Here is a 26,087-nt window from a genome sequence, read left to right on the forward strand (position 1 = left end):
ATGAATATACTAGTAACAGGTGGGGCAGGATTTATTGGAAGTAATTTTATTCACTATATGTTAAAAAACTATGAAACATATAAAATTATTAATTACGATGCATTAACATATAGCGGGAATTTAAATAATGTAAAGTTAATTCAAGACAATCCTAACTATTCATTCATAAAGGGGAAGATCCAAAATAGAGAGCTACTGGAGCATATTATTAATGAACGTGATGTGCAAGTAATTGTAAATTTCGCGGCTGAGTCACATGTGGATCGTAGTATTGAAAACCCGATCCCTTTTTATGATACGAATGTAATTGGGACGGTCACCTTATTAGAGTTAGTGAAAAAATATCCACATATTAAACTCGTGCAAGTATCAACAGATGAAGTATACGGGTCTTTAGGGAAAACAGGGCAGTTTACAGAGGAAACCCCGTTAGCTCCAAATAGTCCATACTCTTCCAGTAAGGCGAGCGCGGACATGATAGCTTTATCTTATTATAAAACATATCAATTACCAGTCATAGTGACGCGTTGTTCCAATAACTATGGGCCGTATCAATATCCTGAGAAGTTAATTCCATTAATGGTTACGAATGCGCTGGAAGGAAAAACCCTACCGTTATATGGTGATGGATTAAATGTAAGAGATTGGTTACATGTAACGGATCATTGTAGCGCGATTGATGTTATTTTGCATAAGGGGCGCTTAGGAGAAGTATATAATATAGGCGGAAATAACGAAAAAACAAATGTAGATGTTGTGGAACAAATTATTAATCTATTGGGAAAAACGAAAAAAGATATTGAATTTGTTACAGACCGTTTAGGTCACGATCGTCGTTATGCGATTGATGCACAAAAGATGAAGAATGAGTTGAATTGGGAACCGGAGTATACGTTTGAACAAGGGTTAAAAGAAACGGTGGAATGGTATGAACATCACCTGGAATGGTGGAGACCACTAAAGGAAAAGTAAGGGGCATGTAAATGAAAGAGCGGGTTATCATAACAGGAGCAAATGGTCAATTGGGAAAACAACTACAAGAAGAGTTAAATCCTGAAGAATATGACATATATCCATTTGATAAAAAGTTACTAGATGTAACAAATATATCCCGAATTCAGCAAGTGGTACAAGAAATAAGGCCACATATAATCATTCATTGTGCAGCGTATACGAAGGTTGATCATGCTGAGAAAGAACAAGATCTTGCTTATTTAATAAATGCGATAGGAGCTCGAAATATAGCGGTTTCTTCACAATTAGTAGGGGCTAAGTTAGTTTATATTAGTACCGATTATGTATTTCAAGGGGACAGACCGGATGGATACGATGAATTTCATAATCCAGCGCCGATAAATATATACGGTGCCTCTAAGTTTGCGGGGGAGCAGTTCGTCAAAGAGTTACATAATAAATATTTTATCGTTCGTACATCTTGGCTATATGGTAAATATGGAAATAATTTTGTGAAAACGATGATGCGATTAGGAAAAGAAAGAGAAGAAATATGTGTTGTAGCGGATCAAATCGGCTCTCCTACGTATGTGGCAGATTTAAATATGGTTATTAATAAGCTCATTCATACTTCTTTATACGGTACGTATCACGTATCAAATAGAGGTTCATGTTCTTGGTTTGAATTTGCTCAAAAAATATTTTCATATGCAAATATGAAAGTGAATGTATTACCTGTTTCAACCGAAGAATTCGGATCGGCGGCAGCGAGACCGAAATATTCTATTTTTCAACATAACATGCTACGATTAAATGGTTTTTTAGAAATGCCTTCTTGGGAAGAAGGATTAGAGCGGTTTTTTATAGAAACAAAAAGTCATTAACGAATTTACGATAATGACTTTTTTGTTTGCCTTTAAGAGGTTTTATGATACTATAATTATAGTATCAGGTACTAATAACAAGTATAAGCATTTCTGGGAGGATATATCATGGAACTATTACAAGGGAAAACATTTGTTGTTATGGGCGTTGCGAACCAAAGAAGTATTGCATGGGGAATTGCTCGCTCTTTGCATAATGCAGGTGCAAAATTAATATTCACATATGCAGGAGAACGTTTAGAAAGAAACGTTCGTGAATTAGCGGATACATTAGAAGGACAAGAATCACTTGTATTACCTTGTGATGTAACGAATGATGAAGAACTTACAGCTTGCTTTGAAACGATTAAGCAAGAAGTAGGTACTATTCACGGTGTAGCACATTGTATTGCTTTTGCAAATCGTGACGATTTAAAAGGCGAATTTGTAGATACTTCTCGCGATGGATTTTTACTTGCACAAAATATTAGTGCATTCTCTTTAACAGCTGTAGCAAGAGAAGCGAAGAAAGTGATGACAGAAGGCGGAAATATTTTAACTTTAACATACCTTGGCGGCGAGCGTGTTGTGAAAAACTATAACGTTATGGGTGTTGCGAAGGCTTCATTAGAAGCGAGCGTGAAATATTTAGCGAACGATTTAGGCCAACATGGCATTCGCGTTAACGCTATTTCTGCAGGACCAATTCGTACGTTATCTGCGAAAGGTGTAGGCGACTTTAACTCAATCTTAAGAGAAATCGAGGAGCGCGCACCACTTCGTCGCACAACGACTCCAGAAGAAGTTGGAGATACAGCAGTATTCTTATTCAGTGATTTAGCACGCGGAGTAACAGGTGAGAATATTCATGTTGATTCAGGATATCACATTCTAGGATAAATATAATATTGAGTATAGTTTTTTAGGACAGTCTCTAAATAGTGAGACTGTCCTTTATTTATGTTCTGAGCAAGAAAGATTTTTAACGAAAGTTCTTACGTCGTTATGAATATAACTATAATAGTACACGATTTATACCGCATTAACAGGCAGTAGCTTTCGCCTTCAAATTTAGTAAAGGAAAAGAATTTGAGGGGGATAAATTATTTGTAAATGTCCGATTGGCGAGGGGGAATAATCCGTGGGAAGAAAAAAACTCTCCATGGATCAAAGTTTCACTTTATGGAAGTGGGAGGGACGAGTGTGGAGAATAAAAATAAAGGCTCAACAGTTGGAAAACCGTTGCTATATATAACGCAAGTAAATTTAGAACTTGATACACCGAAAATAAAAAGAATTCTTCTTACAAACTTTGAAAATGATAATAGGCAGGAACAAGGTGATAGAGAGCAATCCAGTATAAGTAGTGCGGTGGAAGAAATGGTAATACAAAAAGAAATTGAGAAAGTGGTAGAACAAAAAGAAATTGTGAACAAAGAGAAACAAGAGGAAGTGGAACAAATAGAAGTTGGAGAACAACGAAAGCAGGTGAGAACGGTCCCGCACAATAAATCATTTAAGGATATGAACAATGAAGAAAAAATTCATTTTTTATTAAATCACCCTCATTACATTCCGAAAGTAAGATGTAGAATTAAAACAGCGACCGTCTCCTATGTAGGATCCATTATTTCGTACCGAAATGGTGTTGTATCAATTATGCCGCCAAATAGTATGAGAGATATTCGATTATCTATAGAAGAGATAAAATCAATTGATATGGCTGTTTTTTAAATTATGTAAAGGTGGTAGATAGATTCTACCACCCCAATAGTTTTTTAGTTTACTTATTAGATAGTAACGTCTCGTAAGCACTGAATAGCACAGAAACAGCTTAAATCAACAGTAATGCAAGTATTTGTACCGCGTAAAGTTGCATTTGGTAAATTTAAAAACGTACAAATTGGATTGTCACCAGGTGGAACAGGATCTCCGCCGATAGTTACAGTTAATACACGTAATACAGCACAGCTATCATCATCTACGCTCTCGACACGGAAAATCGGAGATGTACAGCTAGTAAGACTTCCTGATGGTGCAAATGCTTCAAAAATTTCTCCATTTTTTTTGTATAAAATAAAAGGACGTGTATTTGCTACTGATGAACTGCTGTGTGCTCCTAAAAATGGAATTTCGCAACCAGATCCGCATGTTGTAGTAGAACAATCTTGTAATTCATTGATAAATTTTACAACATCAGCTACGCAATGAGAAGAGCTATGGTGTTTATTTTCGTTACAACTCATTAATGTCACTCCTTATCTTCTTGTTAGTATTTACATTAATAAGATATTGGAGCGGAGGGGAATCGGTCACACTCTAAAGAGCTTTTTTTTTAAATAGGCTAAAGAAGGTAAGGGACGGTGAAGTTATGTTATTTACAAGCTGGCTTCTATTTTTTATTTTTGCTCTAGCTGCTTTTAGGTTAACTCGTCTTATTGTTTATGATAAAATTACAGCCTTTTTGCGAAGACCGTTTATTGAAGAGTTAGAGATTACGGAACCTGACGGAAGCGTATCAACTTATACGAAGGTGAAAGGGAAAGGTCTTAGGAAGTGGATTGGGGAATTATTAAGTTGTTATTGGTGTACAGGTGTATGGGTCAGTGCCTTTTTATTAGTCTTATATAATTGGATTCCAATCGCCGCGGAGCCGCTACTAGCATTATTAGCTATTGCAGGAGCAGCAGCAATTATTGAAACAATTACAGGACACTTTATGGAAGAATAATAAATTTTTATGTTAGAAAAAGCGGAGTTTAAAATAATGAGGGAACGGAAATAAGGAGTTGTTCATATAGTAAATAGACAGAATTGACAGTAGAGGAGATGTTTGCTGTGAGCAATAATCCAAGGCCAAATTCATATGATCTTCAGCAGTGGTACTACCTACAGCAACAGCAACAAACGCAGCAACAGGCAAATCAAGAGCAATTACAGCAACAAGGATTTGTGAAGAAAAAGGGATGTAATTGCGGAAAGAAGAAGAATGTCATAAAACACTATGAAGAATGAAACACTCATGTTACTGTGAGTGTTTTTCATTTAATAACTAAAAGTGGTATCTCAAATAAGAAATACCACTTTTAGTTAACCAATTTGTAGAACTGTTAATGCCGCAGCACGAATATCTATACTACCTTGTAATTGAACAGGTACGATTTGAATGAGATTACCAGAGTTTAAGTTAATAAGAATAACACCACTGGATATGTCTACTTCACCAGTACCAATAACGTTAGAACGGATTGCTGTACCTGATCCGGGAATAATATTCTGGGATGTATTTAATGATAAGAAGAAACGAGCGAATTCGGGTGTAACGTTAGGGTCATTTAAAGATATTGATAAGGTATAGCTGATTTGATAAATGCCAGTTCTATGGATTTTAATTCCATATCCAGTGCTTACTGTATCATTTATTACTGGAAAAGTGAAATCTGGGTTTGGACTTGTACTAGGTAATAGTAGAGGTGTGAATAATGACGCGAATTGAGGGGCAGTAGCGTTGAATGCAAAGCCAAAAGCTGGTAATGTACTAGCGGCTTTTGCATTGCAATCGATCTTTTTAAATTTACAATCATCAGAAGAAACCATATTTTTCACTCCTTTATTGCTCCTACTATCAGTTAATGTAAGGGACAAGTTCGTTGATCTAGACAAGTTCCTAAACTTATAAAAAAAACACGTAGTGCCTTTTAAGCATGGATTGGGTGACAGAATTTTCTGCCACCCAATCCATGCCTAAATCATTATTTATTTTTAAATAGAAACATCAGGTAGGCACTGAATAGCACAGAAACAACTTAAATCAACAGTAATGCAAGAATTTGTTCCTCGTAAAGTTGCATTTGGTAAATTTAAAAGCGTACAAATTGGGTTATTCCCAGGTGTTACTGGATCTCCACCGACAGATACAGTTAACACACGTAATACAGCACAGCTATCATCATCTACGCTCTCGACGCGGAAAATTGGTGACGTACATTCCGTAAGGCTTCCAGATGGCGCAAATGCCTCAAAAGGTGTTCCAGCTTTTGTGTATAAAATAAAAGGACGTGTATTTGCTACTGATGAACTGTTGTGTGCTCCTAAAAATGGAATTTCGCAACCAGATCCGCAGGTTGTGGTTGCACATTCTTGTAGTTCATGTATAAAACGGACGACATTAGATACACAGTTGAAATCACAATCGTGGTGATGATGATCTTCGTTACAATTGCAGCTCATTATGTTCACTCCTTATCGTGAGTTCTGACATACACTATTACAATATGAACGGGATATGGTCGATATTACGTTAATTCTTATGATAAAGACAGGGAATTTATATAAGGAGGATGTACAAAACATGATAAAGAGAAAAGACACCCATTATTTAATGGATGTCTTTTCAGGTAAATCTTTTCGCGTAGTATATAAAAAACGAGATATATCTAGTTTCTTTCCTCTGAAAAATTGCGGGGAGGAAATGTAAAGCTCTTCTTTTGCGCGTGTAATGGCGACATAGAGTAATCGTCGTTCTTCTTCTAATGCTTCAGAAGTCTCCGTCACACGGTCATTTGCATCTTTTAAAGAAGAAGTATGCGGCAATATACCATCGCTTGCTCCGAGTAAAAAGACGCATGGAAACTCAAGGCCTTTTGCGTTATGAATCGACATAAGCGATACGGCATCTTTTTGCGGCATTGTTTTTAATGCTTCCATTTCTTTTTGCCCTTGAATTGCCTCATTAATAAATTGTAAGTAAGCGGAAATATCCGTAAAGCGAGTTGCTGATTCCATTAATTCTTCTAACATTTCTTCTTGTATGTCCTTATGCATCGTAAAGGAAGAACGATCGTTACTTTGTAAGTACTCTAAATACTTTCCTTTACCATGAATAATTTCTTTCAATGCTTTTTTCGGTTCAAGTTCTTTTATAAATTTAATAAAATCGATACGCTCATTTACTTTTTTAACTTGAAAAGGTTTCAAGCTTGGGTTTAGTAATAGAAAATGAAGAAGGGAAGGGAACCGGCCCTCACCATATTTCCATTGTTCACGTTCAATAAATGAAATGCACTCATCACGGCCAATATACATCGTTGGCAATATATTTGAAAGTGATTCGAGGCGGAACGGTTCAAGCACGAGTCTTAAGTGATCTAATACGGGTCTAATTAAAGAATGTTCGTAGAACGATTGGCTCGCTCCATGTTTAATAAATGGAACCTTATGAATTGTAAGCTGATCAAGTAAAGAACGGCTTACAGAATGTGTACGATATAATAAACAAAAATCTTTATAATTTCGTTCACCACTATCTACTTTTTCCTGAATGAGTTGCAAAATTTGATTTGCTTCATCAAGAGTTGTCGCAGGTCGTGCATAAAACGGCTGCATGCCATCGTTACGAACAGAATATAGCTCTTTATCAAAACGTTCTTGATTGAGCTTAATAACTTCATTTCCAAGTCCGACGATAAATGGATTAGATCGATAATTCGTATTAAGTGCGATAATCGTTGTATTATCAAATTCCTTTGGAAAAGATAAAATAATTTGGTGACTTGCCCCTCGCCAGCCGTAAATCGCTTGATCGTCATCACCTGCGATAAATAAATTATTTCTCGGCGTGGCTAACAATTTTACAATTTCATATTGTGCATACGAAGTATCTTGAAACTCATCTACTTCAATGTAATGAAAACGCTCTTGTAATTGAGTAAGCAGGGGAGCGTTATTTTCTAACATGTAATACATTTCTAATAAGATGTCGTCAAAATCGATATAATTGTATCGTTGTTTTTCCTCTTCGAAACGTTCGTATACTTCTTTGAACTCTTGTTCAACTGGTGTTTTCGCTTTTACATCTTTCGGACGATTCAATTTATTTTTCTCAAGTGAAATCATAGCGAGTATCGTTTCAGCATCATAAGCGTCTTTTAAGCGTAATTCTTTCAAAATTTTCTTTATCATAATTTGTTTATGTTTTTCATTTGCTAAAATTTGTTGATTATATCCCTGACTACGAAGCAATTTTAAAAAGACAGAGTGGAATGTACCAGCAACAACATAGCTACTTGCGGCATGAGTCATACCTGGTAAGTTCGCTACACGACTTCGAATTTCTTCAGCTGCTTTTTGTGTAAACGTCAGCAGCAAAATATTTCGCGGATGGACATGTTTTACATTAACTAAATAACCAACGCGAGTTGTTAAAACAGATGTTTTACCACTTCCAGCACCAGCTAGTGTAAGGACAGGTCCTTCTGTCGTTTGCACTGCTTCTAACTGTTTTTCATTTAAATAAACACCTTGCTGTTCTAAAGCGCGGAAATACGCCGCATCTGCATCTTCTTCCATAATTAAATGGGTAGATGTTTTCGGAATATGATACGTCGCTTGCGGAATGCCAGCGTGTGTTAACGATTTTTGTGAAAATTTTTCTTGTGTCATATATTCACCTTCAAAACTATAGCATCAACATTTAACTTTAGCGGAAGAAAAAGAAAATAGCAATGTAAAAAACAGGAGGGGTTACCTCCTGCTACAAAATTATCCCGCTATTTGCGGGCAGTAAAACTCCAAACTCAAAATTCAGGTGGGAGATCAACTGCCCGTAAACGCCCGATTGGTGAAGGCTAATAATCAGTGGGGGATGAACAAAACCCCCACTGATTAAAGTTTCACTTTATAATTCTTTTATCATTACGACGTGCGGGATACTTGCTTCCATAAATACATCAGAACTCGTCACGTACCCAAGCTTTTTATAGAAATTTTCAGCATGTGTTTGAGCATGAAGTTTCAATTTTGGTAGCGAATCTTCCTTCGCATACGCTTCAAGTGCATCCATAATAATTTTTCCAATTCCTTTTTTACGATGGGAAGCTAGTACGCAAATGCGTTCCATTTTTCCAATTCCATCAACGATGCGGAAGCGACCAGCACCAACTGGAACATCATGATCATATATAACAACGTGCGCCGAAGTATCTTCAAACTCATCATACTCTTCTTCTGCAGAAACCTGTTGTTCATTTACAAATACTTGCTTACGTACAGAGAATGCATCACTTAGTTGTTCGTCCGTTTGTACGATTTGTGCGTGCAAATTAGTTGTTCTCCTTTCCAAGGTGGAATGTTTCATGTACAGTCCACGTTCCGTTTTCTAATTGATATAGAAGGTGGAAACGATCGATTGGTTGCTCATAATAGAAATCTTTCATACGTAATCGACCTAATACATCAGCGTGCTCTGCATCTGATAAGCCTTGACCGATTGTTAAATGAGGTACGAAAGAGTACTCGCGCTCTTGTGTAAAGAAACCATTATGCATTTCTTCATTTAAGAAAGTAAGTTCAGGTGTTTTTTCTACTTTAAAATAAAGAACATGATTAACAGGTGCGAATGAACCGACTTTCCCAACATGAAGGGTAAATGGGTTCGTTTTGTTTGCGATTGTATGTAACTCATTCACAATCGATTCTAATTGCTCATCTTGCGTCTCAAAGGGTGTTTTCAATGTAATATGTGGCGGAACTAATGCGTAATGTGGATCATAACGCTTACGCAATCCGTTCGCTTTATCTTGAATCATTTTTGATGGAAAAATTACAATGCCTAATTTCATGTTCCAATTCCTCCCTTTGTAAGTCTAGTTAGATTTTGAGAATAAATCTCTTTATCTATTATATCAAATTATTCTGAATACTGCTCTCTATTATTTCATTGATAGAATATGAGAAAATGCTTTCGGTAAATCTGCTTGCCAATATTTCCATGTGTGATTCCCTTCGAACTCTTCATAATGCGTGATGAAATTTCTATCTGTAAGTAGTTTGTTTAACTCGCGATTTGGTTCTACGAAATCAGATACTTGTCCGTCTGTACGCTTGACAGCTGTTTCTTCGGTCCCAATTACGTGATAAATTTCTAGCGCTCCCGGATCTTTGAAATCTTTTGCTAAATTCATGACTGTTTCATCAACAAATGGTGATTGCATAACGACCTTTCCGAATGTATGCGGATACATAAGTGCGGTCATGAAGGAAACTGTACCGCCAAGAGAATCTCCAATTAAAACGCGTCCTTTACCCATTTGATACGTTGGATAATTTTCATCAATATATGGAGCAAGCTCATGAGCAAGGAAACGAATGTAAGCAGCATTCTTTACATCGCTTGGGAAATATTTTTCCTTACGATCGTGTACATTTTTATATGGAATACCGACAATAATTGTGCGGTCGATTTCTTCTGTTTCACGAAGACGCTCAATTACACGGTGCGCTTTCCCAAGCTGAAAATAATCTCTACCATCTTGTGCAATAACAACCGTATGTTTATGGAGAGGTGTGTAATTTACTGGTAAATAAACAAGAAGTGTAAGTTCCTCTTGAAGTGATGTACTAAAAAATGAGATTTCTTCAATTCTCCCTATTGTTTGATTCATGTATATCCCCCTAAATAAAAATTTACTGTAATGATTGTAAGAGCGACGCTTGTAGTGAAAAGGAAAGAAATAATCACTAATAGGTGCCTTAATTTCTATTTTACCATAATGGTACGAAGAATCTAAAAAATTAGTATTTAAGTTATGAAAGAAAACGGATATAATGAAGTGGGATTTTTTACAGGTGAGAGGGGAGACAGGATTTGAAACAAGAAAGATCAATCGCACTACCATTAGCAATTTCCATTATAGCAATTTCATTCGCAGCTGTTTTTGCAAAGATGTCCTCAGCACCATCTTCAATTTTAAGTATGTATCGATTATGGATTATCGTACTTATTATGCTGCCAATCGTTTGGAAAAAACGGGAAGAGTTTAGTAGGATTCAAATAAAAGATTGGGGATTTTTAATTGGATCTGGTTTCTTTTTAGCACTTCATTTTCTTTTATGGTTTGCATCTTTAAAATACACAACAGTAGCAAGTTCGACGATTATTTTGGCGCTGCAACCTATCGTATCTTTAGTCGGAGGTTTTTTTCTATTTAAAGAAAGAACAACCTATTCAGCAATTGCGACGATGGGAATTGCCATACTAGGCGTAATGTGTATTGGCTGGGGAGATTTAGGGCTAAGTGAGCAAGCAATTTATGGGGATATATTATCCTTTTTAAGTGTAATAGCAGTTGTCGGTTATTTATTTATCGGACAAACGACAGTAAAGAAAGTATCTCATTGGATTTATAGTTTCACTGTATTTGCCTTCGCTGGTATATTTATAGCGATTTATAACGTTATACTTCAAGTGCCATTTACAGGCTATACGAAGTGGGATTGGAGTATTTTTCTTTTACTTGCGATTGTACCGACAGTGTCACACGTCATTAATAACTGGTTATTAAATTATGTAAATGCAACAACAATTTCAATGAGTATTTTAGGGGAACCAGTTGGGGCATCTATACTAGCGTTCTTCTTACTTGGAGAAAAATTAAACGCAATGCAAATTATCGGTAGCATGCTCGTATTGTTTGGTGTATCTGTTTTCTTACTACAGCAACAAAAACGAACATCAAAAAATGTGGTAAACGAGCCGGTGTATACACAGGAATTATAACGAGTTTATTGTAAAATAGGAGAAGAGAAGTTATTGGTAACTTCTCTTTTTTTTGTCCCATGCAGAAAGTAAAACAGATAAATAGTGGAGTTACATCATACGTTTCTCATACAAATATAGAGGGGGAAGGAGAGACCAAATGAAAGATATTTTAATGAAATACATGACAAAGCTTACAACATTAAGTGAAGAGCAGCAGCGCATAATCGTGGAAGGATTACAAATTGAAGAATATAAAAAAGGAACAGTGCTCCTAAGACAAGGAGATGTTCCGTCAAAATGTTATTTTGTATTAAAAGGATGTGTTAGGCAATATTGTATTGATGAAGCAGGGAAAGAAGTTACATCAAATTTTTATACAGAAGAACAGGCAATTTCGAATTTCAACCATCATAAAAAAGATAAATCATCACCACATATGTTAACGTGTTTAGAAGACTGTGTGGTAGTAGTTGGGGACCTACATAGTGAAAAGGACATGTATAATAAATATTCACAGTTAGAAGAAATGACGCTCCAAATGATTGAATACAATTTTGGTGAAGTACAAGAAGAACTTACATTATTTATTGCATCGACATCAGAAGAGCGCTACAAATCATTATTACAAAAACGACCTCATTTAATTCATCGTGTTCCTCAATATCAATTGGCAAGTTATCTAGGTATTACGCCAGAATCATTAAGCAGAATTAAGAAACGACTCAAACAGTAGAGTTTTTTCCACCTCTAAGCAATAGCCATATACTAAATCCGAGTTCACCTGCGATCATCGGTAGTTGAAAGACAACGTTAAGAATGGAAATAATCGCATCATATTGTGAAAACATCGTATTCATTACGTTAGTGATGATATAGCCGATTGCAGCAACGAGCAGTAATATACTAATAGTTTTCGGTATGTTTTTAGATTGAAAGGTTACGTATCCTAAGGTGAGAAGATGTAAGCCGAAAATGACTAATCCTACAGACCAAATGTATTCAAAAGCTTCTAGAAATAACATTGTATATGCTTCTGAATTAGTAACTGTACTTTTTGAAAGAAGTAATATAAATGTTAAATTGAATATAGCAATCCAAAGTATAGCTGTATACATAAGACGAAGACAGGCAGCTAGTAATGAGAGGCTGGCATGGATAGGTTTTAGAAAGAAATAAAGAGCCCACGAGGCGATAATATCCGTAATAAAAATGATAATCCATCCGAAAATTTCTGCTTTAAAAAGTGAACTTGAAGTTTGAATATTATGGAGTGTCGCGTTCGCATCTCCTTGTACAACGAGATTTCCGTGAGCAAAACCGTAAGAAAAAAATGCAGCGAATGCCATGACAAGAAGAGAAGTACCAGCAAATAAGGCAAACTTTCGTTGGTTCATAATACGTCCTCCTATTTCTAATGTTATTTTCATTTTAATAGGAGAGAGGATGATGATTCATTGACTTAAATCAAGAAAGGAGGAGTTTAATGGAATTTCCATCAAAAAAAGATGCATGGTTATATCTGGTCTTTATAATCGCCCTAGGTGCATGCATTGCTCCAATTTTTGCAGGGCGGGAATATTTTCTTCTGTTTTGTACAATTCCATTAGCTATGTTACTTACTTGGAGTTGGTTTACGACAAAGTATATTGTGAAGGAAGAAGTAATCGTTATTAAATCAGGACCTATTAAGAAGCGGATTTTTATAAAAGATATAAAGAAAATTTCCAACACGAAAAATCCGTTAGCAGCTCATGCACTATCATTCGATCGATTAGAAATTGTTTACGGATCATATGAAACAGAACTTATTTCTCCAAGAAATAAAGAAGAATTTATTTTGTTGTTAAAAAGAAAAAATCCTGGGATTGAAATAAAGTAAGAGAGTGGATTCATATCCACTCTCTTTATGTCACTTTGGGTTTGTCATATAAGGTTGTACGTGAATGACACATAAATCACGAAATTTTCCTTCAGCAGTTGTGACAATTACGATTGCTCTTCCTGCACTTTTTCCAGTAATCGTTACCGTATCACCTTTTGGATAGATGGTGATGATATCAGAATTCATATTTGTCCATATAAGCTCTTTATTCGTCGCCTGCATTGGCAAAACGGAAGCTGATAAATCAGTGCTTTGTCCGGATTTAATTTTAAGTTTATTCTTTTGCATATGAACACCAATTACAGATATAACAGAAGGAGCAATTGAAATTTTAGGTGGATTTGGTTGTATGTTTAAACAAGAAGCAGAAGTGTTTGTAATAGGTGAAAATTTTCTTATATGTTGTTGCTGTAAAGATGCTAACATTTTGGAGTCCCCTTTCTGTATAAGTGTCGATACTAATAATATAAAGGAAGAATGTTATAGTAAATTTAAAGAAACATAAAGAAATTGTTAAATTTGAGAAGAATATTGTCGAACTGCGGTTAAAAGAAAGCTCTGCTGTTATCGTAACAGCAGAGCTTTCTTTTTATAGATTATGAATATGTTGTTTTTCAAAATTCTCAAATTGCTCTTCAACTTCTTTTGAAGGTTTTGTTAGTAAACTAACAATTACGATTACAATTAAACTAATAGCGAAACCAGGAATCATTTCATATAAGAAATCTTTTAAGAATTGGAATTGAGTCCAAATAATTACTGTAGCGGCACCAGAGATCATACCAGCAAGCGCGCCCCATTTCGTCATACGTTTCCAATATAAGCTTAATAAAATAGCAGGTCCGAATGAGGAACCAAATCCAGCCCAAGCATATCCAACAAGAGCTAAAATCGTATCATTTTGTTTAAACGCTAATGCGCACCCAACTAATGCGATAACAAGTACAGCCATACGACCGACAAAAACAAGTTCTTTATCAGAAGCAGAACGTTTAAAGAATGTACGATATAAATCTTCAGTTATGGCACTTGAAGTAACGAGAAGCTGAGAAGAGATTGTACTCATAATCGCTGCTAAAATCGCTGCTAATAAAAATCCAGTAATAAGTGGATGGAATAAAATTTTTCCAAGCTCAAGGAAAATTGTCTCTGGGTTAGATAGTTTTAATCCTTGTTGTGAATAGTAAGCAATACCGATAAGACCAGTAAACATAGCTCCGACAACAGAGAAAATCATCCAGCTCATACCTATTCGGCGCGCAGTTTTAATTTCTTTTACAGAAGAAATCGCCATAAAGCGTACGATAATATGAGGTTGTCCAACATAACCAAGGCCCCATGCGAATAAAGAAATCATTCCTAAAGTAGAGGCACCTTTAAAAATATCTAAACGTGTTGGATCTACAGATCGAATTGTGTCAAACGCAGGTCCAAGTCCGTTCGAATTCATAATTGTTACGATAGGAACAAGAATAAGAGCAATTACCATAATGATTCCTTGCACGAAGTCTGTCCAACTTACCGCTAAGAAACCACCAAATAGTGTGTAAGCCACGACAACTGCTGCGACAATGAATAATCCAACATGATAGTTCATACCAAATGAATTTTCAAATAATACAGCGCCTGAAACTAGTCCTGAAGCTACATAGAAAGTAAAGAAAATCATAATAACAAGTCCGGATACTAAGCGTAGCATATGAGATTTGTCATGGAAACGGTGTTCCAAAAATTCTGGGATAGTAATAGAGTTGTTTGCAATTTCTGAGTAGGTACGTAAGCGAGGAGCGACATAAAGCCAGTTTGCGTATGCGCCTAGTGTTAGGCCGAATGCAATCCAACTACTACTTAATCCAACGCTAAACATTGCACCGGGTAATCCCATTAAAAGCCAACCACTCATATCGGATGCTCCAGCACTTAATGCTGTTACTGCGGGGCCTAGTGTACGCCCGCCAAGCATATAATCTGTTAAGTTGGACGTTCGTTTATAGGCGAAATAGCCAATTACTAACATCCCGAGCATGTAAATAGAGATAGAAGTTAAAGTTAACATCTGCGTACTCATGTAGTTCCCCTTCCTTTTGTCATGTCTTTTGATGCGTTATGCATATTTATAATCTATCATGATTATTCTGAAAAATCCATTCGGAAATACGAATTTTCTGAAATGTAAGCGTTTTTTGACAATGTTTTTCTTTTGTAATATATGATTTTCTGACAAAAAACCTTAATTTTAATAGAGTATTTATTATATTTACATAAAAATAGGTTGTTTTGTCAATATAATATCGAACGAAGAAAAAATATTTTTTTCAGAAAAAGTATTGACTTATTAGAAATACGAGGAATATAATGAGTGCAACTTAAAAAAATGCAAGCGTTGATGAAGAAGAGTACACATGATGAACATGTCAGAGAGCTGATGGTTGGTGCGAATCAGTATGGAATTGATGTGGAATGGGCTTCGGAGCTTCCAAACCGAAACGAAAGAAGTAGGCTTTGGCGACATGATCTCATCGATACAAGAGACACGTATTGTTTTTGATACGGTAAAGTGCGTTACATTCGTAACGAATTAAGGTGGCACCACGGGAGTACCCGTCCTTTCTATAGGATGAGTACTCCCTTTTTGTGTATAAAAAATTAAATAAATTAAATCGTTTAAGTAAGAAGAGTACGTATATTGGAGACGTTACAGAGAGCCGGGAATAGGTGGGAGCCCGGTGCGGTACGATATACGGAATGGGCTTACGAGAGGTATGCTGAACAATTATTTTCAGTAGGCAACCCGGGTTCCGCCGTTACAAGGATAAGGTATATATTTTGTACCTGAATAAAGCGGGATGCTTTTGCATCCAACCTGAGGTGGTACCACGGTAAATTTATCGTCCTCTACATATTTCGATATGTAGGGGACTTTTTTATTTTTCAGAGTGAGGTGAAAGGCATGATGACAAAAGAGGAATTTATGAAGCAAAAAGAACAAGGTAAAACATTTTTAATAATCGCTGAAGAAGAGGGAGATAGCATTACGCCAATTTCTTTATATAGACGTATGAAAGGAAAGAAAAAGTTTTTATTAGAAAGCTCACAGCTTCATCAAGATAAAGGACGTTATTCTTACTTGGGATGTGATCCGTATGGTGAAGTGAAAAGCGTAGGTACGGAAGTGGAACGAACGATATATGGGCAAACAGAAAAGTTGCAAGGTAACGTACTGCGAGTATTAGAAGACGTGATCGCATCAGCACAAGTAGACAGTCCATTTCCATTTTGCGGAGGAGCAGTTGGATATATTGGCTATGACGTCATTCGGCAGTATGAAAACATTGGAGAAGATTTACACGATCCATTAAATATTCCAGAAGTACATCTTTTATTATATCGTGAGTTTATCGTGTATGATCATTTACGCCAAAAATTATCAGTTGTATATGTATGCAGGGAGGACGATTCGACTTCTTATGAAGAAGTATACGAAAGGTTGCAAGCATACAAAGAGGAAGTGCTAAGGGGAGAAGAAGAAAAGGTGAGTGAAGTAATATCCTCTTTATCATTTACTTCTTCAGTAACTGAAAAAGAATTTTGTGAAATGGTAGAAACGGCGAAAGAATACATTCGGGCCGGAGACATATTCCAAGTCGTATTATCTCAGCGTTTGCAAAGTGAATGTAAAGGTGATCCTTTCGCTTTATACCGAAGACTTCGAATTGCAAATCCGTCACCATATATGTTCTATATCGATTTTCAAGATTATGTTGTCCTTGGTTCTTCACCAGAAAGTTTACTATCAGTAAGAGACGATAAGGTAATGACAAATCCAATTGCTGGTACGAGGCCGAGAGGGAAAACGAAGCAGGAAGATGAGGAAATCGAAAAAGAACTGTTAGGAAATGAGAAAGAGCGGGCGGAGCATATGATGCTTGTGGACTTAGGCCGAAATGATATTGGCAGAGTAAGTGAAATTGGCTCTGTGACGATAGATAAATATATGAAAGTAGAGAAATACTCTCATGTTATGCACATTGTATCTGAAGTTTACGGAATATTACGAAAACAAATGAGTGGATTTGATGCATTAGCGTATTGTTTACCAGCCGGCACAGTATCTGGTGCTCCGAAAATAAGGGCGATGGAAATTATTAATACGTTAGAGCATGAGAAAAGAAATGTATATGCCGGAGCAGTTGGATATATTAGTTTTTCAGGAAATCTTGATATGGCGCTAGCGATTCGAACGATGGTTGTGAAAGATGAGAAAGCGTACGTCCAGGCAGGAGCGGGTATCGTCTACGATTCAGACCCTGTAGCTGAATATGAAGAAACGTTAAATAAAGCGAGAGCGCTTTTGGAGGTTATGAAATGATTGTACTTATCGATAATTATGATTCATTCACATATAACTTGTATCAACTGTTAGGCGAGTACGAGGAAGAAATTGTTGTCGTAAGAAATGATCAAATAACAATTGAACAATTAGAGAAGATGAAGCCGAAAGGAATTGTACTATCACCAGGACCTGGAAAACCAGAAGATGCTGGAATTTGTATCGAGGTTATTCGTAATTTTTATAAGAACGTTCCCATCTTTGGAATTTGCCTTGGCCATCAAGCAATCATATCCGCATTTGGAGGAGAAATTGTTAGAGCAGAGCGCATTAAACACGGAAAAACATCGCGTGTGAAACATAACGGAACGTCAATCTTTTCGTACGTTACGCAGCCGCTAACAGCGATGCGTTACCATTCACTCGTCGCAGCGCAAAATAGTTTGCCGCAGTGTTTTGACATACTCGCGACAGCGATGGATGACGGAGAAATCATGGCAGTTCGTCACAACTATTATCCGCTCTTCGGATTACAGTTTCACCCAGAATCAATTGCAACAGAAGAAGGCGGAAAATTAATACGTGCCTTTTTAGCAGAAGTGAAAGAGGAGGAGAGAGTATGAACAGTTATCTTCGAAAATTAGTAGAGGGGCAACATTTAACAGAAGAAGAAATGTATGAAGCAGGGCTCCTGTTATTAAGTGACAACATATTGGAAAGTGAAGTTGCAGCTTTCTTAGTATTGCTGAAAGCGAAAGGCGAAACAGCGGAAGAAATATACGGTCTCGTTCGTGCTCTTCGCGAAAAGGCATTACCGTTTTCAAATCATATAAAAGGCGCTATGGATAATTGCGGAACGGGTGGTGACGGTGCGCAAACATTCAATATTAGTACAACATCGGCATTTGTACTTGCCGGAGCTGGTGTAAAGGTTGCGAAACATGGAAACCGCGCTGTTTCTAGTAAAACAGGAAGTGCTGATTTATTAGAAGAACTCGGTGTAAACATTAGTTGTACGCCAGGTGAGATTGACTACTTATTAGAAAATGTAGGGATTGCCTTCTTATTCGCACCAGCGATGCATCCAGCATTAAGACGCATTATGAAAATAAGGAAAGAATTAAATGTGCCGACGATTTTTAATTTAATTGGTCCATTAACAAACCCTGTTAACCTAGAAACACAATTTGTCGGTATTTATAAACGAGATATGTTATTACCAGTTGCACAAGTATTACAAAAGCTAGGCCGGAAACAAGCGCTTGTCGTAAATGGAAGTGGCTTTTTAGATGAAGCTTCATTACAAGGAGAAAATCACGTAGCCCTTGTAAAAGATAATGAAATAGTAGAAATGAGTATTGATCCGGAAAAGTATGGTTTTTCAAGAGTGAAAAATGAAGAGATTCGAGGCGGGAATTCAAAAGAAAACGCAAAGATTACGCTTGGAATATTAAACGGAGAAAAGGGTGTATACCGCGATACAGTTTTATTAAATGCAGGGCTTGCTCTTTTCGCAAACGGAAAAGCGGAAACGATTGAAGAAGGAATTAAACTAGCAACGCATAGCATTGACTCCGGAAAAGCATTAGAAAAATTAAACTTATTAATTACAGCAAGTCATGAAAAGTTAGAAAGGGTGAATTAAAGTGGGGACGATTTTAGACAAAATTGTAGAGCAGAAGAAAGTAGAAGTTGCGGAGTTATATGAAACATATTCACCAGTGAAAGAAAAAAGGAAAACAAACTCACTTGTAAAAGCTTTAGAGCAGTTTACTGTAATCGCCGAGGTAAAGCGAGCGTCTCCATCAAAAGGCGATATAAACTTACACGTTGATGTACCAAAACAAGTAAAAACATATGAAGAATGCGGTGCTGGAGCAGTTTCGATTTTAACAGACGGTCAATTTTTTAAAGGATCGTTTCATGATTTACAAACGGCAAGAGCAGAAAGTAACATTCCGCTTTTATGCAAAGATTTTATAATTGATAAGATTCAAATTGATAGGGCGTATGAAGCTGGTGCAGATCTTATTTTATTAATCGTTGCAGCATTGTCAAAAGAGAAATTAAAAGAGCTTTATAACTACGTACTAAAAATGGGATTAGAAGCGATTGTTGAAGTTCATGATGAACAGGAATTAGAAATTGCAATCGAATTAAATCCGCACGTTATCGGAATTAATAACCGTAATTTAAAAACATTTGAAGTAGACTTAAGCCAAACTGAAAAGCTTGGAAAACGATTGAATGAGGAAAATCTACTTTGGATTAGTGAAAGTGGTATTCATTCAAAAGAAGATATTATTCGCGTCAAACGAGCTGGAGCAAAAGGTGTATTAGTTGGTGAAGCACTTATGACAACATCTTCTATTAGTAGCTTTTTCGATGAATGTAAGGTGAAAATATGAAAGTGAAAATTTGCGGTATTACTGATGTTGAAACAGCGAAACGTGCTTGCGAATACGGAGCAGATGCAATCGGATTTGTTTTTGCAGAAAGTAAACGAAAAATTACTCCAGGGCAAGCGAAAGAAATTATTGGGGAAATTCCAGCCCACGTTTTCAAGGTCGGTGTTTTCGTAAATGAATCAGTAGAAGTGATCCAGAAAATTGCAGAGGAGTGCGGGTTAACGCATGTGCAATTGCATGGGGACGAGGAAAATCATCACATTAGAAGATTGAATATTACGTCTATAAAAGCGGTAGGAGTAGCTTTAGAGAAAGATATTGAACATGCGAAAAGATACGAAACAGATTACATGTTATTTGATAGCCCGAAAGAAAAGTTCCACGGAGGAAATGGAAAGACATTCTCATGGGAGTTACTCGCACATATGCCAAATGAGTTGCGAGAGAAAACGATATTAGCTGGCGGATTAAACATCCTTAATATAGAAGAAGCAATTCGAACCGTTCAGCCATATATGGTCGATGTGAGTAGCGGGGTAGAGACAGAAGGAAAGAAAGATGTAGAGAAAATAAAACAATTTATTATAAAAGCGAAGGAGTGTTCCAAATGAATTATGCATACCCAGATGAAAAAGGTCACTACGGTATATACGGGGGGCGATATGTTCCAGAAACGTTAATGCAATCCGTACTAGAGCTAGAAGCAGCGTATAAAGAAGCGATGCAAGACGAAGCGTTTCAAAAGGAATTAAATCATTATTTACAAACGTATGTTGGAAGAGAAACACCGCTTTATTTCGCTGAAAATATGACGAAGTATTGCGGCGGAGCAAAAATTTATTTAAAACGTGAAGATTTGAATCATACAGGAGCTCATAAAATTAACAATACAATCGGTCAGGCACTTCTTGCGGTAAGAATGGGTAAGAAGAAAGTTGTCGCTGAAACAGGAGCAGGACAACACGGAGTTGCAACAGCTACTGTATGTGCCCTTCTTGGATTAGAATGCGTCATCTTCATGGGAGAAGAGGATGTGAGACGACAAAAATTAAACGTGTTCCGAATGGAATTACTCGGAGCAAAAGTAGAAAGCGTAGCGGCAGGTAGCGGCACGTTAAAAGATGCGGTAAACGAGGCGCTTCGTTACTGGGTTTCACATGTGCATGATACGCACTACATTATGGGATCTGTTCTCGGGCCGCATCCATTCCCGCAAATTGTCCGTGATTTCCAAAGTATAATTGGGAAAGAAACGAAGAAACAATACGAAGCGTTAGAAGGGAAATTACCAGAAGCAGTCGTTGCTTGTATCGGTGGTGGTAGTAACGCAATGGGAATGTTTTATCCGTTCGTACACGATGAAGAAGTTGCCCTTTACGGCGTAGAAGCAGCTGGAAAAGGTGTTCACACAGAAAAGCATGCAGCGACTTTAACGAAAGGAAGCGTCGGTGTTTTACACGGATCGATGATGTACCTTCTCCAAAATGAAGAAGGACAAATTCAAGAAGCGCACTCTATTTCAGCTGGACTAGATTATCCAGGTGTTGGACCAGAACATAGTTTGCTAAAAGATATTGGCCGCGTTTCTTATCATTCGATTACAGATGAAGAAGCGTTAGACGCGTTTCAATTATTAACGAAAAAAGAAGGGATTATCCCGGCATTAGAAAGCTCACATGCTGTCGCATACGCTTTAAAATTAGCGCCGCAAATGAAGAAAGACGAAGGGCTTGTCATTTGCTTATCAGGCCGTGGCGATAAAGATGTAGAGAGTATAAAACGTTATATGGAAGAGGTGTAAAAAATGGGAGTAGAAAAAATTAAAGCAGCGTTTGAAAATGGTAAGAAAGCATTTATTCCGTACGTAATGGGCGGAGATGGTGGACTTGAAAAGTTAAAAGAAAGAATCCGTTTTCTAGATGAAGCGGGAGCAAGCATCGTTGAAATTGGTATCCCGTTTTCAGATCCAGTCGCAGACGGGCCAACTATTCAAAGAGCAGGAAAACGAGCGCTAGATAGTGGTGTAACATTAAAAGGTATTTTTCAAGCATTAATAGAGGTGAGGCAAGAAGTTCAAATTCCATTTGTACTCATGACATATGTAAATCCAGTACTCGCATTTGGAAAGGAATGTTTCATCGAGAGCTGTCTTGAAGCAGGGGTGGACGGTATTATCGTTCCAGATTTACCGTATGAAGAACAACATATTATTGCTCCGTTACTTCGAGAGGCAAACATTGCACTAATTCCACTCGTTACCGTAACGAGCCCTATTGAAAGAATTGAAAAAATTACGAGTGAATCAGAAGGGTTTGTCTACGCAGTTACAGTAGCAGGCGTCACGGGAGTACGCCAAAACTTTAAAGGCGAGATTCATAGTTACTTAGAAAAAGTAAAATCGCATGTACACTTACCAGTAGTCGCAGGATTTGGCATTTCAACACGGGAGCAAATAGAAGAAATGATTACAATATGCGACGGTGTTGTCGTTGGAAGTAAAGTTATTGAGCTGTTAGAAAATGAAAAGCAAGAGGAAATATGTGAGTTAATAAACGCAGTAAAACAAACAGAAGAGGCATAAGTCTCTTCTGTTTGTTTTATGTAAAAAGTGTTAAAATATACAGAAAACACTTATAATTCAGAGGTGATAAGGCATGCTAAGGCGGAAACTATTATATCTTCTTTTAACCGTACCACTATACGCTTGGCTCATTAGCATGACGAAAATAGAGTTAATGGCTCTATTTCTAGGGTATTTATTCATCTTTTCCAACTTAAACAGGATTCAAGAGCAATCTATTTTAGAAGTATGTATATTTTCGGTTAGTATAGAACTATTTAGTATCGTTTCGATTGTATTATTAAATGAGTTATTGCGGTGGATCCATTCATTTGAATTAACGAAACTTGGGAATATTGTATTCCAAGTAATATGTGCTTATATTGTGTTTGTTGTGTTAGACAAAATGATGGGACAGCAGACGGTGTTTCAAGATAAATAAGAGGCCCGTTATTAATAGGGCCTCTTATTATTTTAGCCTAATGGGTTCTCGCCGAAACGCTCCCATAACTTTGGAAAGCGCTCCGCTAGTTCATCTTCATCATCTTCCCAATCGAATTCCAGTTCAGGCATAGATGAATCATGCCCCTTTTCATCTAATAGGGAATCAAATTTATTCCACACATTATCGTCCCATTCTGTATCACCAGTTTCTTTTAAGGAAAAGGCTTCAAGTCCGACAGATAGCATTTCTTCAAATTCTGGAATAAGTTCATCTTCTTCATAAAACTTCGGGATTAGGTTTGCTAGAGACTCAGGGTGTTCTACTGCGGATTCAAAGGTTTCTTGTCCACATGAAATAAGCCAACCTCTAAAGTAATCAAATGAATCATCAGAGCATCCACCTAAAATAATATAAGCGCCAGCCCACAGATTAGACGTATAAGATTGCTTTAAAGCGTTATGGAGGTGAATCTCAAAGTCTATAATTTCGCTTGTAGACTTTTTAGCTAATTGTTTAACTAACCAATCACTCGTTTCATCTTTTGTAGTCATTTCAGAAATAAATTGCCAAAATTGTTTTTTATTCATATGTATAACACCTCGAAAAAATATATTTCTTAAAGTGTAACATTTTTTCGGTTATTCACTTCATTAACAATAATGAAAGAATCTGTTGTGAAATCAATTGAAAGTCATAATATCTGTTATATAATAGTTTGAATTATACTTTTTACGAAATGAGATGATAACATGGCCATATTGTTGGCATTTATCCCGATTATGATGATTTTTATTTGTTTATTTTTGTTTAAACAAACGTCATTAAGATCCTCGTTAATTTCTTATGCTGTTTCTGTTGGAATTGTTTTACTCTCGCCAACATTTCAGTTAGGGATAAGTGAAACTGTGCACGCAACGATTAAAGGTTGGTTAATTTGTTTTATTGTCGGATATGTTTTGTTTTTCGGTATTTTTTTATTTCACCTCATGAACAAAATGGGATACATCGATCAAGTAGCGAGATTTCTAGAACAAGTCACGCGCGATCGATTATTGCAAATGCTTCTTATGTGTTTTGGTATTTGTCCACTTATTGAATCAGTGAGTGGGTTCGGAATTGGTTTTATGGTCGCAGCACCTATTTTTCTTTCTCTTGGTTATAAACCGTTTCAAGCTGTGCTACTTTCGTTTATCGGTTTACTTGCAAGTTCATGGGGCGCGATGGCAACGGGTACGATTATCGGTTCTCAGCTTATTAACATGCCGCTCACCACTCTTGGCACAAATACAGCATTATTAAGCATCCCGATTTTCGCATACTTTATCATCCTTTCTTTATACGTTGTCGGTGGCTTTCAGGCAGTTATAGAAAAGTGGAAGGAAGGGATAGGATTCTTTCTACTATTTTCTCTAGGAATCTATCTTTCTAATGCATACGTAAGTGTTGAACTAGCAGGGATATTAAGTTCTATCGTTACCATTACATTTGGTTTTTTAATCATTAAATTAAAAGGAAAAGATGAGCAAAACCTTTTAACAGAGCATGCGGCGGCTACGGAGAGAGAAGTATCGATTATAAAAATTATTAGCCCTTATATCTTTTTAACAGTTTGTATTTTACTTTCTCGCCTCGTTCCAGCATTACACGATCTGCTCAGGTCATATGCAGTTCTCGATTTAAAATCATATTCTTACAAACTAGAGCTACTATATTCGCCAGGGTTTTGGCTCGCCATGACTTGTTTATTTACAATCATTTTCTTCCGCATTCCATCAAATATTATTAAACAATCACTCTCGCAAACGATAAAACAATGGATTCCATTCGCTATTACAACGACAATGTTCATTGCGATTTCAGAGTTAATGGGGGCATCTGGTATGCATTCATTACTCGCAAAAACAGCTGGTGAAACATTTGGTACCTTTTTCGTTTTCGTTGCTCCATTCATAGGCGGAATTGGTGGCTTTTTAACAGGTAGTAACGCAGGATCAAATGCAATGTTTATAAAACTCCAAATGCAAACAGCGCAAAACGTAGCACTCCCGTGGCAATACGTCACAACACTTCAAAACACCGCATCATCAGTAGCGACAATTGCTTGCCCATCACGGATTACACTTGGTGCTTATTTATGTAATATCCCTTATCGTGAAAATGAACTATTGAAGAAAACGACGTTAATGATTTTGGGTGCGGTGTTGCTTGTAGTAGTGGAAGTTATTTTTTGGTACATGTTGATAAAATGAAAAATCCTCCTAACATAGGAGGATTTTTTTTGTTATTGGATAATGTTTTAAGTATGAAAAGCTTCTACTAAATGAATAGGAGATGAAATGTATGCCCTTAAAAAACTACGGTGTGTTAAAAGGTACAGTTATACAATCTAAGATCGGAAAAGGGTAACTAATTGTTACGATTTATTTAACCAATTATAACTAAAGTGAATTAAATATATCAGTAGGCCCTGCTAGTCAAGTGGTTGGCTAGCAGGCGGGTTAACTGCGGGCAATTTCTAAAGATGATTGAACAACAACGTGGCTAGAAATGGTGAACGTGCATGCTGCGAAATCAGAAAAAATCAATCAGATGGTGCAAGGTTAAATCCCAAACACTAGAACAATGGGTCTTCCGCATCGGATCATATAAGTTGAAATTGATAAGATGAACGTTCAACGACTATCTCGTATAACTGACGAGAGTACCTCACAAGCCTATGGTGATGGGGAAATCCTCTATCTCTAAAGAGATAAACATGTAGTCTGCGCTCATGTGAAAACATGAGGAGTTTATAAGAGAACTGGCTAAAGAATTGCACCTTTAGTTGAACGAGATAGATTTAATTAAATTAAATCTACCAAATCTCAATGAATCTACCGAACCTATGTGTTATGGTAAATTCGATGAGCTGAGAATAATAATGAAATTTTTACGAGTTAGTCAAGTATCGGAATTAACAGGTTTGCATCCTAGTAGTCTTAGGAGAATGCACAAAAGTGGTGAATTAGTACCTGAAAAGGTGACTGCTGGTGGAACTCGCTACTATTCAGAAGAACGAATCTTTCGTTATCTAAAAGGTGAGTGCCCGAATAATCGCGCAGTAAAGG

At 36.8% G+C, this 26,087-nt stretch carries 29 protein-coding genes, 1 pseudogene and 2 other annotated features; of the genes and pseudogenes, 19 read left to right on the top strand and 11 right to left on the bottom strand.

From position 1 onward, the window contains the following. The 4 genes from rfbB (at window position 1) to FT637_RS06980 (ending at window position 3,551) form a co-directional block, all read left to right on the top strand. Complete coding sequence (gene rfbB / locus FT637_RS06965) at window positions 1–972, top strand: dTDP-glucose 4,6-dehydratase (protein WP_193645682.1); 972 nt, start codon at window positions 1–3, stop codon at window positions 970–972. A gap of 11 nt (window positions 973–983) precedes the next feature. Beyond that, window positions 984–1,838 carry a dTDP-4-dehydrorhamnose reductase gene (gene rfbD / locus FT637_RS06970; RefSeq protein WP_193645683.1) on the top strand — a complete coding sequence of 285 codons (855 nt, stop codon included), beginning with the start codon at window positions 984–986 and terminating at the stop codon, window positions 1,836–1,838. A 108-nt stretch (window positions 1,839–1,946) separates the two neighbouring features. Then, window positions 1,947–2,717 (top strand): enoyl-ACP reductase FabI, encoded by a 771-nt coding sequence (gene fabI / locus FT637_RS06975; RefSeq protein ID WP_000421885.1) that lies wholly within the window; start codon window positions 1,947–1,949, stop codon window positions 2,715–2,717. Between the two features lie 282 nt (window positions 2,718–2,999). Beyond that, complete coding sequence (locus FT637_RS06980; protein WP_193646231.1) at window positions 3,000–3,551, top strand: CotO family spore coat protein; 552 nt, start codon at window positions 3,000–3,002, stop codon at window positions 3,549–3,551. Between the two features lie 56 nt (window positions 3,552–3,607). Here FT637_RS06980 and FT637_RS06985 read toward each other — a convergent pair whose 3' ends face one another. Beyond that, window positions 3,608–4,063 carry a CotY/CotZ family spore coat protein gene (locus FT637_RS06985; protein ID WP_193645684.1) on the bottom strand — a complete coding sequence of 152 codons (456 nt, stop codon included), beginning with the start codon at window positions 4,061–4,063 and terminating at the stop codon, window positions 3,608–3,610. A gap of 125 nt (window positions 4,064–4,188) precedes the next feature. Here FT637_RS06985 and FT637_RS06990 point away from each other — a divergent pair, with 125 nt between their 5' ends. Next, a complete protein-coding gene (locus FT637_RS06990; RefSeq protein WP_193645685.1) occupies window positions 4,189–4,548 on the top strand; it encodes a DUF1360 domain-containing protein in 360 nt (119 codons plus the stop codon). A 98-nt stretch (window positions 4,549–4,646) separates the two neighbouring features. Continuing rightward, a complete protein-coding gene (locus tag FT637_RS06995) occupies window positions 4,647–4,832 on the top strand; it encodes a cytochrome C oxidase subunit III (RefSeq protein WP_193645686.1) in 186 nt (61 codons plus the stop codon). Between the two features lie 75 nt (window positions 4,833–4,907). Here the strand turns inward: FT637_RS06995 and exsF are convergent, their stop codons facing one another. The 6 genes from exsF to FT637_RS07025 form a co-directional block, all read right to left on the bottom strand. Next, window positions 4,908–5,414: an exosporium protein ExsF gene (gene exsF, locus FT637_RS07000; RefSeq protein ID WP_193646232.1), complete on the bottom strand. Its 507-nt coding sequence runs from the start codon at window positions 5,412–5,414 to the stop codon at window positions 4,908–4,910. Window positions 5,415–5,579: 165 nt separating this feature from the next. After that, window positions 5,580–6,047 carry a CotY/CotZ family spore coat protein gene (locus FT637_RS07005; protein WP_193645687.1) on the bottom strand — a complete coding sequence of 156 codons (468 nt, stop codon included), beginning with the start codon at window positions 6,045–6,047 and terminating at the stop codon, window positions 5,580–5,582. 144 nt (window positions 6,048–6,191) lie between these two features. Further along, window positions 6,192–8,258, bottom strand: coding sequence for an ATP-dependent helicase (locus tag FT637_RS07010; RefSeq protein ID WP_193645688.1), 2,067 nt, complete (start codon window positions 8,256–8,258; stop codon window positions 6,192–6,194). A gap of 235 nt (window positions 8,259–8,493) precedes the next feature. Beyond that, window positions 8,494–8,916, bottom strand: coding sequence for a GNAT family N-acetyltransferase (locus FT637_RS07015; protein WP_193645689.1), 423 nt, complete (start codon window positions 8,914–8,916; stop codon window positions 8,494–8,496). A gap of 1 nt (window position 8,917) precedes the next feature. Further along, window positions 8,918–9,436 (bottom strand): YjcG family protein, encoded by a 519-nt coding sequence (locus FT637_RS07020; RefSeq protein ID WP_193645690.1) that lies wholly within the window; start codon window positions 9,434–9,436, stop codon window positions 8,918–8,920. A 90-nt stretch (window positions 9,437–9,526) separates the two neighbouring features. Continuing rightward, on the bottom strand, window positions 9,527–10,258 hold the full coding sequence (locus FT637_RS07025) for an alpha/beta hydrolase (protein WP_193645691.1): 732 nt from the start codon (window positions 10,256–10,258) through the stop codon (window positions 9,527–9,529). A gap of 203 nt (window positions 10,259–10,461) precedes the next feature. Here FT637_RS07025 and FT637_RS07030 point away from each other — a divergent pair, with 203 nt between their 5' ends. Both FT637_RS07030 and FT637_RS07035 read left to right on the top strand, forming a co-directional pair. Next, window positions 10,462–11,373 (top strand): DMT family transporter, encoded by a 912-nt coding sequence (locus FT637_RS07030; RefSeq protein WP_193645692.1) that lies wholly within the window; start codon window positions 10,462–10,464, stop codon window positions 11,371–11,373. A 139-nt stretch (window positions 11,374–11,512) separates the two neighbouring features. Next, window positions 11,513–12,088, top strand: coding sequence for a Crp/Fnr family transcriptional regulator (locus FT637_RS07035; RefSeq protein ID WP_193645693.1), 576 nt, complete (start codon window positions 11,513–11,515; stop codon window positions 12,086–12,088). Here the strand turns inward: FT637_RS07035 and FT637_RS07040 are convergent. Next, a complete protein-coding gene (locus FT637_RS07040) occupies window positions 12,078–12,749 on the bottom strand; it encodes a DUF4386 domain-containing protein (protein WP_193645694.1) in 672 nt (223 codons plus the stop codon). The genes FT637_RS07035 and FT637_RS07040 overlap by 11 nt on opposite strands. 89 nt (window positions 12,750–12,838) lie before the next feature. On the opposite strand from FT637_RS07040, the gene FT637_RS07045 reads away from it, so the two are divergent. Further along, window positions 12,839–13,234, top strand: a complete 396-nt coding sequence (locus FT637_RS07045) for a PH domain-containing protein (protein ID WP_193645695.1) — start codon at window positions 12,839–12,841, stop codon at window positions 13,232–13,234. A gap of 30 nt (window positions 13,235–13,264) precedes the next feature. Here FT637_RS07045 and FT637_RS07050 read toward each other — a convergent pair whose 3' ends face one another. After that, window positions 13,265–13,663: an Ig-like domain-containing protein gene (locus FT637_RS07050; RefSeq protein WP_193645696.1), complete on the bottom strand. Its 399-nt coding sequence runs from the start codon at window positions 13,661–13,663 to the stop codon at window positions 13,265–13,267. A 163-nt stretch (window positions 13,664–13,826) separates the two neighbouring features. After that, window positions 13,827–15,305, bottom strand: coding sequence for a sodium/proline symporter PutP (gene putP, locus FT637_RS07055; RefSeq protein WP_193645697.1), 1,479 nt, complete (start codon window positions 15,303–15,305; stop codon window positions 13,827–13,829). 306 nt (window positions 15,306–15,611) lie between these two features. Beyond that, window positions 15,612–15,849, top strand: a binding site (T-box leader). A 42-nt stretch (window positions 15,850–15,891) separates the two neighbouring features. Further along, window positions 15,892–16,136: a binding site (T-box leader), on the top strand. Window positions 16,137–16,187: 51 nt separating this feature from the next. On the opposite strand from putP, the gene trpE reads away from it, so the two are divergent. From trpE to FT637_RS07095, 8 genes are all read left to right on the top strand, one after another. Beyond that, window positions 16,188–17,606 (top strand): anthranilate synthase component I, encoded by a 1,419-nt coding sequence (trpE, locus tag FT637_RS07060; protein ID WP_193645698.1) that lies wholly within the window; start codon window positions 16,188–16,190, stop codon window positions 17,604–17,606. Then, window positions 17,603–18,190: an anthranilate synthase component II gene (locus tag FT637_RS07065; RefSeq protein WP_193645699.1), complete on the top strand. Its 588-nt coding sequence runs from the start codon at window positions 17,603–17,605 to the stop codon at window positions 18,188–18,190. Before trpE ends, FT637_RS07065 begins: the two co-directional genes overlap by 4 nt. Continuing rightward, entirely contained in the window at window positions 18,187–19,212 is a 1,026-nt protein-coding gene (gene trpD / locus FT637_RS07070) for an anthranilate phosphoribosyltransferase (RefSeq protein ID WP_193645700.1), read from the top strand. Before FT637_RS07065 ends, trpD begins: the two co-directional genes overlap by 4 nt. A gap of 1 nt (window position 19,213) precedes the next feature. After that, the gene (gene trpC / locus FT637_RS07075; RefSeq protein WP_193645701.1) at window positions 19,214–19,975 is read left to right on the top strand and encodes an indole-3-glycerol phosphate synthase TrpC; all 762 of its coding nucleotides are present in this window, start codon (window positions 19,214–19,216) and stop codon (window positions 19,973–19,975) included. After that, window positions 19,972–20,586 carry a phosphoribosylanthranilate isomerase gene (locus FT637_RS07080; protein ID WP_193645702.1) on the top strand — a complete coding sequence of 205 codons (615 nt, stop codon included), beginning with the start codon at window positions 19,972–19,974 and terminating at the stop codon, window positions 20,584–20,586. Before trpC ends, FT637_RS07080 begins: the two co-directional genes overlap by 4 nt. Further along, complete coding sequence (trpB, locus tag FT637_RS07085; RefSeq protein ID WP_193645703.1) at window positions 20,583–21,776, top strand: tryptophan synthase subunit beta; 1,194 nt, start codon at window positions 20,583–20,585, stop codon at window positions 21,774–21,776. The genes FT637_RS07080 and trpB overlap by 4 nt, the downstream gene beginning before the upstream one ends. Before the next feature lie 3 nt (window positions 21,777–21,779). Beyond that, window positions 21,780–22,556: a tryptophan synthase subunit alpha gene (trpA, locus tag FT637_RS07090; RefSeq protein WP_193645704.1), complete on the top strand. Its 777-nt coding sequence runs from the start codon at window positions 21,780–21,782 to the stop codon at window positions 22,554–22,556. Between the two features lie 73 nt (window positions 22,557–22,629). Beyond that, window positions 22,630–22,977 (top strand): DUF4029 domain-containing protein, encoded by a 348-nt coding sequence (locus tag FT637_RS07095; RefSeq protein WP_193645705.1) that lies wholly within the window; start codon window positions 22,630–22,632, stop codon window positions 22,975–22,977. Window positions 22,978–23,009: 32 nt separating this feature from the next. Here FT637_RS07095 and FT637_RS07100 read toward each other — a convergent pair whose 3' ends face one another. After that, on the bottom strand, window positions 23,010–23,567 hold the full coding sequence (locus tag FT637_RS07100; RefSeq protein WP_193645706.1) for a DUF4240 domain-containing protein: 558 nt from the start codon (window positions 23,565–23,567) through the stop codon (window positions 23,010–23,012). A gap of 162 nt (window positions 23,568–23,729) precedes the next feature. On the opposite strand from FT637_RS07100, the gene FT637_RS07105 reads away from it, so the two are divergent. Together FT637_RS07105 and FT637_RS30440 are read left to right on the top strand one after the other, a co-directional pair. Then, window positions 23,730–25,229: an L-lactate permease gene (locus tag FT637_RS07105; RefSeq protein WP_193645707.1), complete on the top strand. Its 1,500-nt coding sequence runs from the start codon at window positions 23,730–23,732 to the stop codon at window positions 25,227–25,229. A 671-nt stretch (window positions 25,230–25,900) separates the two neighbouring features. Beyond that, window positions 25,901–26,054, top strand: a pseudogene (locus FT637_RS30440) (hypothetical protein). Window positions 26,055–26,087: the final 33 nt, after the last annotated feature.

Origin of the sequence: Bacillus cereus, assembly GCF_015071065.1 — a bacterium.
In the GTDB taxonomy this organism is placed as follows: Bacteria; Bacillota; Bacilli; order Bacillales; family Bacillaceae_G; genus Bacillus_A; species Bacillus_A cereus_BA.